The 9,064-nt window shown below is 66.1% G+C and carries 11 protein-coding genes; 8 read left to right on the plus strand and 3 right to left on the minus strand.

Features of this window, described 5'->3' with window-relative positions; genetic code table 11:
• The first annotated feature begins 260 nt into the window (after positions 1–260).
• Together GJ631_RS17700 and GJ631_RS17705 are read left to right on the plus strand one after the other, a co-directional pair.
• Complete coding sequence (locus GJ631_RS17700) at positions 261–500, plus strand: PRC-barrel domain-containing protein (RefSeq protein ID WP_156710424.1); 240 nt, start codon at positions 261–263, stop codon at positions 498–500.
• A gap of 6 nt (positions 501–506) precedes the next feature.
• Positions 507–962 carry an NOB1 family endonuclease gene (locus GJ631_RS17705; RefSeq protein ID WP_156710425.1) on the plus strand — a complete coding sequence of 152 codons (456 nt, stop codon included), beginning with the start codon at positions 507–509 and terminating at the stop codon, positions 960–962.
• On the opposite strand, the gene GJ631_RS17710 is transcribed toward GJ631_RS17705, so the two are convergent.
• On the minus strand, positions 959–1,090 hold the full coding sequence (locus GJ631_RS17710) for a CopG family transcriptional regulator (RefSeq protein WP_156710426.1): 132 nt from the start codon (positions 1,088–1,090) through the stop codon (positions 959–961). The genes GJ631_RS17705 and GJ631_RS17710 overlap by 4 nt on opposite strands.
• A 101-nt stretch (positions 1,091–1,191) precedes the next feature.
• Here GJ631_RS17710 and GJ631_RS17715 point away from each other — a divergent pair, with 101 nt between their 5' ends.
• Entirely contained in the window at positions 1,192–1,938 is a 747-nt protein-coding gene (locus tag GJ631_RS17715) for a CPBP family intramembrane glutamic endopeptidase (RefSeq protein ID WP_197425182.1), read from the plus strand.
• On the opposite strand, the gene GJ631_RS17720 is transcribed toward GJ631_RS17715, so the two are convergent.
• On the minus strand, positions 1,939–3,225 hold the full coding sequence (locus tag GJ631_RS17720) for a glucose-6-phosphate isomerase (protein ID WP_156710428.1): 1,287 nt from the start codon (positions 3,223–3,225) through the stop codon (positions 1,939–1,941).
• 119 nt (positions 3,226–3,344) lie between these two features.
• Here GJ631_RS17720 and GJ631_RS17725 point away from each other — a divergent pair, with 119 nt between their 5' ends.
• Positions 3,345–3,875, plus strand: coding sequence for a hypothetical protein (locus GJ631_RS17725; RefSeq protein ID WP_156710429.1), 531 nt, complete (start codon positions 3,345–3,347; stop codon positions 3,873–3,875).
• 40 nt (positions 3,876–3,915) lie between these two features.
• Positions 3,916–4,380: a DUF5812 family protein gene (locus GJ631_RS17730; protein WP_156710430.1), complete on the plus strand. Its 465-nt coding sequence runs from the start codon at positions 3,916–3,918 to the stop codon at positions 4,378–4,380.
• An 18-nt stretch (positions 4,381–4,398) separates the two neighbouring features.
• Here the strand turns inward: GJ631_RS17730 and GJ631_RS17735 are convergent, their stop codons facing one another.
• On the minus strand, positions 4,399–5,199 hold the full coding sequence (locus GJ631_RS17735) for an MOSC domain-containing protein (RefSeq protein ID WP_156710431.1): 801 nt from the start codon (positions 5,197–5,199) through the stop codon (positions 4,399–4,401).
• A gap of 121 nt (positions 5,200–5,320) precedes the next feature.
• Between GJ631_RS17735 and secF the strand changes: the two genes are divergently transcribed.
• The 3 genes from secF to GJ631_RS17750 all read left to right on the plus strand — a co-directional run.
• Positions 5,321–6,190: a protein translocase subunit SecF gene (secF, locus tag GJ631_RS17740; RefSeq protein WP_156710432.1), complete on the plus strand. Its 870-nt coding sequence runs from the start codon at positions 5,321–5,323 to the stop codon at positions 6,188–6,190.
• Complete coding sequence (locus GJ631_RS17745; RefSeq protein ID WP_156710433.1) at positions 6,187–7,782, plus strand: preprotein translocase subunit SecD; 1,596 nt, start codon at positions 6,187–6,189, stop codon at positions 7,780–7,782. Before secF ends, GJ631_RS17745 begins: the two co-directional genes overlap by 4 nt.
• Positions 7,783–7,847: 65 nt before the next feature.
• Positions 7,848–9,064, plus strand: a 1,217-nt coding sequence (locus GJ631_RS17750; RefSeq protein ID WP_156710434.1) for a DUF255 domain-containing protein, incomplete at its 3' end; no start/stop codon positions are given.

The following is a 9,064-nucleotide window of genomic DNA, read 5'->3' on the forward strand; positions in this document are numbered from 1 at the left end:
GTGGCCGTCTCCGTCGGCGTCTCGGTCGGTGTTGCCTCGGGCGTTCCGTCGCCACCGCCGTTGCCGTTGCCGCCCTCCGTACAGCCCGCGATTCCGAGTGCGGCCCCGGCGAGTGCGGCCGTTCGGAGGTACTGTCGTCGTTGCATACACGAATTCGGACGGGCGACACTCTTCAACGTTGACCCAAATTCGACCGTACTCGACGGCCGGAGTCGCGTCCGACCCGAACGTTGATACAGGATGACGCTCAAGCGGGGAGTATGTCCGACGTACTCGCCGAGAACCTCTCGGAGAAAGAGGTAATGGGCTCCGACGGTGCGAGCCTCGGAACGCTGTACAACATCACGATGGACCTCAAGACCGGGTCGCTACAGAACCTCGTCGTCGACCCCGGCGAGCAGACGGTCAAAACCGAGTTCGACCACGACGAACACGGTAACCTCCGCGTGCCGGTCAGCCGAGTACAGGCCGTGAAAGACACCATCGTCGTTGCTCGCTAATTTTCGATGCAGATTCTCGATTCGTCGGCCTTCATCCACGACTTCACCACCGACAGCGACATCGTCACCATCCCGCTCGTCCGCGAGGAACTCGAAGACGAGGCCGGCTACCGCTTCGACGCCCTCGAAGGCTCCGGGATGCAGATACACATCCCCGACCCGAGCACGATAGAGCGGGTCGAACGCGCCGCCCGCGAGACGGGCGACGCCGAGGAACTCTCCCGGACCGACATCCGACTGTTGGCCGCGGCCTTCGAACTCGACGGGACACTCGTCACCGACGACTACGCGATGCAGAACGTCGCCGAGAAACTCGACGTGGCCGTCGAGGTCATCGCCCGCGACGGTATCGACGAGACTCGGGAGTGGCAGTTCCAGTGTCAGGGCTGCGGACGGACGTTCGACGACCACCGCGAGCGCTGTGAAATCTGCGGGAGCGACCTCGAACGCAAGCGGCCCTAGTCGAGCTCTTCGAGCCCGACACCGACGAGCTGTTCGAGGACCTCCTGTTCGGTCAGGCCGTACTCGACGGCCAACCCCTCGATTTGTTGCGCCATCGTCTCGTCACAGACGAGGGTGTACCGCTCCATACGACGAACGTATGGTACCAGTTCGCATAAAACTCCGTCAGACGGGCGACGGACGGTTCGGACTGATAAGGTTAATCGGTTCGAAGCCCCAACATCGACCAATGAGCGTCTCCGCCGAACGGTCCTCGCCGGCCCTCGCGGTCGGCAGCGTCGCCTTCCTCGGGTTGGTCGGACTCCTCATCGGCGCCGTCGTCGGCCTCATCGTCATCAGCATCGCCAGCGCGTTCATCCCGATTACGAGCGATTCACCGCTGACCAGCGCCCTCTCGCTGGTCGGCCAGGGTATCGGGCTCGTCGGCGTCGCAGTCGTGTACCTCCGGTTCAGGGACCTCCCGTGGTCCTACCTCCGCATCAGCCGTCCAACGCTCCGGGACCTCGGTTGGGCGGTCGCCGCGACGGTCGGCCTCTTCGCCGTCCTCGCTGGGGCGAGTTTCCTCATCGACCAACTCGGACTGACGGCGACGGAACACTCCGTCTCCCAGCAGGCCGAGTCGAACCCCGCGCTGTTGCTCCCGCTCATCCCGCTTTCGGTGCTCGTCACCGGACCCGCCGAGGAACTCCTCTATCGGGGCGTCATCCAGACCCGCCTTCGAGAGGTGTTCGGTTCCGCTTCCGCCGTCGCCGTCGCAGCGGTCGTCTTCTCGCTCGTCCACATCCCAGCATACGGGGCGACGAGCGGCCTCGACCCCAGCCTCGCGACGACGCTCGGAATCCTCTTCCTGCTGGGGGCTTCACTCGGCGCTGCGTACGAATACACCGAGAATCTCGTCGTTCCGGCCGTCGCCCACGGCGTCTACAACGCCGTCGTCTTCGGGTCGAGTTACGCCAACGCCGTCGGTCTCGTCTGACTACTCGACGCGGCGGACGGTCTTGTCCTCGACCGCTTCCGCCTCCTCGAACTCCCCGGCGCCGAGGAGGCCGCGGGCCGCGCGTTTCCCCCACTCGACGGCCGGCTGTGTGAACGTCGACACGCCGGACAGTTCGCCGGCGAGGATACACGCGGCCTCCATTCCGTACAGCAGTTCTCCGACGCCGTGGGCGTCGAGACGGTCGATTTCGATGCGGACGTTGGGCTGTCCAGCGGCGACGAGCGACGCCTCGGTCGCCTCGAACTCCGCGTCGAGCAGTTCACCGAGCGTCTGCCCGCCCAGATAGGATAGTTCGTCGACGTTCGTTTCCGGGATGTCGATGTCAGTCCGCTCCTGTGGACGGACGAGTGTCACGAGTTTGTCCTTCCGGCCGGCCCGGTACAACTGCAGTTGGGAGTGTTGGTCGGTCGCACCGAGGGCGCGGGCGGGCGTCTGCCCGAGGCCGTCCTTGCCGAGGCTTTCGGCCCACAGTTGGGCGAACCACTCCCCGAAGGCCTCGAGGCCCTCGGCGTAGGGGACGAAGGCGTTCGTCGTCGCCCCGCGCTGTTCGAGCGCGTAGGCGACGGCGCCGTAGGCGTAGGCCGGACAGTCGAACAGCGACGGCTCCAGCGCTGCCCGGCCGTCGGCACCACCGTCGAGAACGGCCTCGATGTCGCCGCCCAGCGCCGCCGCCGGAAGCAGGCCGACCGGCGACAGCGCCGAGAACCGGCCGGGAAGCCCCTCCGGAACGCGACACGTCGGTAGGTCGTGGATTTCGGCCAACTCCACGAGCGGCCCGGAATCGCCCGACGTGACGACCGTCCGGTCCGTCCAATCGACGCCAGCGTCGTCCATCGCCTCCCGAACGACGAGGAAGTTCGCCAGCGTCTCGGCGGTCGTTCCCGACTTCGAGACGACGTTGACGAGCGTCTCGGACAGCGGGAGTCGGTCGAGCAGCCGTAGGGTGTGTTGAGGGTCGATGTTGTCGAGCGTGTAGTGGCCCTCGAGACCCAACGCGGCGGTGATGGTGTCGGCGCCGAGCGACGACCCGCCGATGCCGACGGTCAACACCGCTTCGGGGTCGAAGCCGTCGACGGCCGCACGGATGGCGTCGGCGTCGGTGTCTTCCGGGAGTGCGAGACACGCATAGCCGAACTCGCGGTTCTCGATGCCTCTCTCGATACGGTCGTGGGCGCGGACGACGCGTTCGTCGAGGCGCTGTAAGGACTCCTCCGAGACGCCCTGTGCCGTCTCGGCAGCCAAGGCGTTGCCGAAGTCGATGTACATGGTGGTAGCGGCGGGCCGAACCACAAAGGCGTTGCCGATACCCCTCGGTCGTGGCTGCTCGGCGCAGAGAAGCGCCTGCAACCGGGCGGTTTATTCGACGGACGCACCTACGGCCGACGATGACCGACGGGTACTCGGGACTGCTCGGTGCGTTCCCCTACGCCTTCAGACGGAGCCGTTCGCGGCTGTTCCGGGCCTACGTCGTCGTTGGGGGACTGCTCGCGGCGATTCTCGGCGTGTTCTTCACGTTCGCGCTCGTCGTCGCCATCGCCAACACCGCGGGCTTCGGCGGCGGGACCATCACGTTCGTCCGGTCGGTGTTCCTGCTTTTGGGGTTCGTCGTCGTGACACCGCTTCTCGCGCCCGTCCTGTTCGTCGCCCGCCACCACCGCCGGGAGGGAGACGACCCACGATACGATTTCGCGCTCGCGGTCACCGGCGCCGTCTACATCGTAACGCTGTATCTGGGCGCCGTCGCCTCGATGCCCGCGGAGTTCGAACTCGACGGCGAGGTGACGACCCGACCCGACCCGAGCGGACTCGCCGCCCCGCTGGTGGAGGCGCTGTACGCCCTTCCGGAGGTACTCTCTTGGACCGTTCCGCTGGCCGGCGCGGCCCTGATTTATCTGGTCCACCGGTGGCTCCGGTAGCCTCGAAACGTGGAAAAGCCCAGAGCGCCTTCATCCATCCATGACAGAGCAGGAAGGTCGGTTTCTCGTGACCCACGCGGACGCCGAGTCGGCCGTCCTCAAGGACGTCGACCGCGGACAGGTCCACACGCTCGCGGAGAACCCCGGCGTCGAAGAGCAGGAAGTAATCGAGGGAACGGTCGCTCCGGAACCGCCGATGGAGGTACAGTACAGACTCGTCGACTTCGAGAGTCGCTGTCGGCTCTCGGTCGAACACAGCGCCGAACCGCCGACGAAACAGGAACGCGACATCGCCGCCGAGCAACCCGAAGGCGAGTTGACGACGCGTGAGCGAGCCGGGACGGGCGAACTCCACGTCCTGACCGTTCCCGACGCCGAAACCGAAGCCGCAGTCGAGGACGTCCTCGACGACGAGGGGACGCTCGCACGGGCGGCCCGCCTGGGCGTGAACCGCGTCGAGATTCGGAGCGACGATGGCGTCGTCAGCGTCCGGTATCTGCCCTGAGAGGTACGTTCCTCTCGCTCAGGCCGGGTACGGCCGTTCGCCTAGTATCTCGATTTCGTCCCCGACCCGGAGAGACTCCCCGACCGTCGACTCGGGGACGAACGTGTTGACCATCAGCCGGAAGTAGTGGTCGAACCACGCCTCCGAGGCCCACTCCGGAAGCGTCGCTTCGCGCCGTTCGTGGAACGTCTCCCGGAATCCGGGCGTCTCCTCGCCGGTCTCGGGGTCACGGGTGGGGACGACACAGCGCTGACAGGGGTTCGACCCGAGGAACTCACAGTCGCCGATTCGGAAGCCGATTGCCGTCTCGCGGTCGCGGTACAGCCGGTCCTCCCAGAACGGGTCGACGCCGGAGACGACGAGATTCGGTCGGAGTCGTCGCTCCATCTCCTCGGGGTCGATGTCGTCGAACCACCCTGCGACCGCCTCGATGGTCGCCTCGGCGATGACCGTCGGTCCCGAGGCGAGCGTGTCGTCCGGAAAGCCCCCCGACTCGTCGTGGCGGAGTTCGACGGGTTCCTCGAAGTACGCCGAGAGCCACGCCTCGATAGCGTCGGTGTCCTCGAGGTCGAAGGCCGTGGGGTCGCCGTCGTTCGGCCGGAGGGTCAGCCGGCCGGCCTTGGGGTCGAACCACGACCGAAGTTCGTGGACGCGGCGGTCGTTCTTCCCGTTGACGTAGTTGCCGTCGGCGTCGACGATGGCGAACTCCCGGTCGTAGGAGAGGCCGCCGTCCGGCCGAACCGTCGCCCGCTCCATCGTGTCGTGGGGGTCGAGGGATTTGACGGGGTAGACGACGATGCGCTCCAGCGTCGCGGACATATCCGACGATTGGACCCGGCGGTGTTGAAGGGTATGGTTGCGACCACGGGCGCCGACTGCCGAGAACCCTTTCGAGACACGAACGACAACCCTTATTCGAAGTCCCCCCACAGCGAACGTCATGGACCTGACGGTACCGACTGTCGATTACGCCGACTACACCAACCGTCAGTTGATAGCCCTCCCGCTCGGGCTGTTGGCGGTTGCCCTCGGCATCCTCGTCGTCGCGACGGCGATAGCGGGGTCGCCGGTGTCGCTCGGCATCGAGTTCACCGGCGGCGCCGAGTTGCAGGTGGAAACGACTGATTCCCCCGAGGAGATACGCGATACCTTCGACGAACCGGTCGACTCAATCACGCCGGTCGGCACGGCGGGGAGCGATTCCTACATTGTGGAGTTCCAAGAAGGCGAGTACGAGGACCTCGAGACGCTCCGGACGCAGGCCGAAGACGAGGGGTACACGATAGAGTCCTCCGGCACTCGGTCTGCGAGTTTCGCCGACGAGTCCCAGACGCAGGCGCTCATCGGTCTCGCGATAGCCTTCGCGGGAATGGCCGCACTCGTCTTCCTCATGTTCCGGACGTTCGTCCCCTCTATCGCCGTGGTCGCCTCGGCGTTCTCCGACATCGTGATTCCGCTCGCGCTGATGCGACTGTTCGACATCGAGTTGACGCTGGGGACCGTCGCGGCGCTACTGATGCTCATCGGGTACTCCGTGGACTCCGATTTGCTGTTGAACAACCACGTCCTGCGGCGACACGGTGACTTCTACACCTCGACGTTCCGCGCGATGCGGACCGGTGTGACGATGACGGTCACCTCCATCGCGGCGATGATCGTCATGACCGTCGTCGCCGGCCAGTTCGGCATTCCGCTGTTGCCGCAGGTCGGCATCGTGCTCGTGTTCGGCCTCACCGCCGACCTGATGAACACCTACCTGCTCAACGTGAGCCTGCTTCGCTACTACAAATACGAGGGAATCGCACAATGAATCTGGAACTCAGAGAAAACTGGCGCATCTGGCTGCTCGTCGTGTTCATCCTCGTCAGCACCATCGCCGTGTTCGCACCGCTCGGTGGGGGCAGTGGCGGTGCGAACGCGACCGCCGCGAACGCGACTGCTGACTCGACCACCTCCGAATACACCAATCTCCGGTTCGGGTTGGAACTCTCCGGCGGGACGCAAGTCCGCGCGCCGCTTGCTGGCATGACCGCCGAGGGATTGGAGTTCAGCGTCGACGAGGAGCGAGCCATCGAACAGACGGTGCGGGACGAACTCGACCTCGGGGCAGGTGACGTACGCGCCGACGCCGAGGGCAACACCGTCGAGGTGTTCGACGACCGCTTCGTCGGCGACACGAACCAATCGGAGTTCGCCGCCGCCCTCAACGAGGCCGGCTTCGACGTGAGCGAAGACGACATCCGAATGGGCGTCACCGACACCACCCGTGACCGCGCCGAAGACGTGCTCACGAACAAGATTAGCCAGGGCGGTCTCCCCGGCGGCACCGTCACGCAAATCGCCTCCCCCGGCCAGCAGTTCATGCTCGTCGAGGTGCCGAACGCCAACCGTTCCGAGGTCATCGACCTCATCGGCGACCGCGGACAGGTCGAAACCGTCGCGCTGTTCCCCCAGAACGGCACGTACCGCAACGTCTCGCTTTTGACCCAGCGGGACTTCGCCAGTATCGGCGGCGCGACACAGGAGCGGGGACGAACGTTCGTTCCCGTGACGCTCACCGAACAGGCGGGCCCGGAGTTCGGCCAAGCGATGCGCGATTACGGCTTCGACCAACAGGGCGGGACGAACTGTAACTACGACCTCAACGAGTCGCTTGCGCAGAACAAAGAGGACAACCCCGGTCGGTGTCTCCTGACCGTCCTCGACGGCGAGGTCGTCTTCGCTGCAGGGGTCAACAGAGACCTCTCGGCGTCGTTCCGCGACGGCTCCTTCGACGACAACCCGCAGTACCAGACGACGACGACGAGCCTCGAAGAGGCCCGCGAACTCGAACTCAACATCCGCGCGGGGGCGCTCCCGACGCAACTCGACATCGACGAGCGCGGGACGACGTTCTTCCTGTTGCCGAGTCTCGCCGAGCGATTCAAGCCGCTGTCGCTCGCGACCGGCGCGGCCGCGGTCGGCGCGGTCGCGCTCGTGGTGTTCGCCCGATACCGCAGAGCCGAGGTGGCGGCACCGATGTTGCTCACCGCCGCCGCGGAGGTGTACATCCTGCTCGGCTTCGCCGCCGCGGTGGGGTTACCGCTGGACCTCTCTCACATCGCCGGCTTCATCGCCGTCATCGGGACCGGGGTCGACGACCTCGTGATAATCGCGGACGAAATCATGCAACAGGGTGAGGTTCGGACCTCACGCGTCTTCGAATCGCGGTTCAAGAAGGCGTTCTGGGTCATCGGCGCCGCCGCCGCGACGACCATCATCGCGATGTCGCCGCTGGCGGTGCTATCCCTCGGTGACCTCCAAGGGTTCGCCATCATCACCATCGTCGGCGTCCTCATTGGCGTCCTCATCACGCGGCCGGCCTACGGCGACATCCTCCGCGTGCTCGTGTTGGAAGACTGAAATCCGGCCGTCTCCTTTTTTCTCGACTTCGAAGCGCTTTCCCCCACCGACTCGAAAGGACAGCCATGACCTTCCGAGACGGTACGCTCGTCGACTGGCACGAGTGGGGACCCGGCCCGTTCGAGGCCGCCGACCGTGCCGGCAAGCCCGTGCTGTGTTCGCTGACGGCGCCGTGGTGTGAGTGGTGCCACCGGATGGACGAGGAGACGTACTCGGACCCGAAACTGGCCGCCAACATCGGCGATAGTTTCGTCCCCGTCCGCGTCGACATCGACCGCAACCCCCGCGTCCGGGAGCGGTACAACATGGGTGGGTTCCCGACGACGGTGTTCCTGACGCCGGACGGCGAGGTGCTGTCGGGAGCGACGTATCTCGGCCTCGACGGGATGCGGCAGGTACTCGACAGCGTTCGTGAGTCGTGGGACGCCAAGGGCACGACCGCGGGCAGCGTCCCGCGGGCGCTGTCCGGCGAGGACCTGCCGAGCGGCGAGGTGACCGCCGACATCGAGGCGCACATGGTCGAACAGGTCGCCGCCGCCTTCGACGAGGAGTTCGGCGGCTGGGGAACCGGCGCGAAGTTCCCGCTTCCCCAGACCATCGAGTTCGCACTCAAACGCGACCGACAGCGGGCGACGCGAACGCTCGAAGCGGTTCAAACGCACCTCTACGACACCTACGACGGCGGATTCTACCGGTTCGCGGAGAACCGGAGTTGGGGCGAACCACACCGCGAGAAACTCACAGACGAGAACGCCGCCCTCCTCGGGGCGTTCACGTCGGGATACCTCTACACCGGCCAGGAGTCGTACCACGACGCCGCCGAGGGCACGGTCGATTACCTGACGACGACGGCGTGGACCGGCGAGGCCTTCGCGGCCAGCCAAGCAGGCAGCGACTACTACCTCTTAGAGCCGACCGAGCGCGAGGAGGCCGACCCACCGCACGTCGATACGACGGCCTTCGCGGACCGAAACGGGATGGCCGCCGAGGCGCTGTTCCGCTTCGCTGCGGTCACCGACCACGAAGGAGCGACCCGCTACGCCGAACGGGCACTGGAGTTCGTCCTCGAGACGCTCGTCGATGACGGCCACGTCGCACACTTCGACGGCGAGGATAGCGAAACCGGACTGCTCGCCGACCACGCACGTGTGCTGTCGGGCCTCACCGCCGCCGCACAGGTGACCGGCACCGATGGCTGGCTCGCGCCGGCCCGCGAAGTCGCCGACGACGCCATCGACCGCCTCGTCGACGACGGCGCGTTCCTCGACGGCGACGCGGAGGG

It is taken from the genome of Natronomonas sp. CBA1123 (assembly GCF_009741925.1).
Classification (GTDB): Archaea; Halobacteriota; Halobacteria; order Halobacteriales; family Haloarculaceae; genus Natronomonas.